Below are 585 nucleotides of genomic sequence, written 5' to 3' on the forward strand. Positions count from 1 at the left end.
TGGCCGATGACTGGGGTGAAGTCGTAACAAGGTAGCCGTAGGGGAACCTGCGGCTGGATCACCTCCTTAACGAAAGATTGACGATTGGTAAGAATCCACAACAAGTTGTTCTTCATTGATGTATCTGAGGGTCTGTAGCTCAGTTGGTTAGAGCACACGCTTGATAAGCGTGGGGTCACAAGTTCAAGTCTTGTCAGACCCACCAAGTCTACTGAACACAGAAGAGCAGATATATTAAGATCTTAAGCTGGGGACTTAGCTTAGTTGGTAGAGCGCCTGCTTTGCACGCAGGAGGTCAGGAGTTCGACTCTCCTAGTCTCCACCACTACTACGCAGTACAGAGAAATTATAGAAATTAATAAATAATCGATCGAATGATTGATAAGGGTTTATTAACTTCTGTGATTTATCACAGTGAACTACTCGCTGACGAGGCGGTAGTGAATCATTAACAGAATATATTTGAGTTGAAATAATTGTTTAACTCGTTTTATGAAGCTTAACAAGCAATTGTTAATGTTGAATGAAATGAGAACTAGCGATAAAACTGAATCAAGCGTTTTGGTATATGAATCTAATTGAAGC

At 41.0% G+C, this 585-nt stretch carries 2 tRNA genes and 1 rRNA gene; all 3 read left to right on the forward strand.

The features are described from left to right. A 16S ribosomal RNA gene (locus OSH00_RS20445) occupies nucleotides 1-69 on the forward strand; the annotation flags it as partial. A 59-nt stretch (nucleotides 70-128) separates the two neighbouring features. Then, nucleotides 129-205 (forward strand) — tRNA-Ile (locus OSH00_RS20450). 44 nt (nucleotides 206-249) lie between these two features. Next, a tRNA-Ala gene (locus OSH00_RS20455) sits at nucleotides 250-325 on the forward strand. Nucleotides 326-585: the final 260 nt, after the last annotated feature.

Origin of the sequence: Acinetobacter nematophilus, from assembly GCF_026344175.1 — a bacterium.
Taxonomy (GTDB): domain Bacteria; phylum Pseudomonadota; class Gammaproteobacteria; order Pseudomonadales; family Moraxellaceae; genus Acinetobacter; species Acinetobacter nematophilus.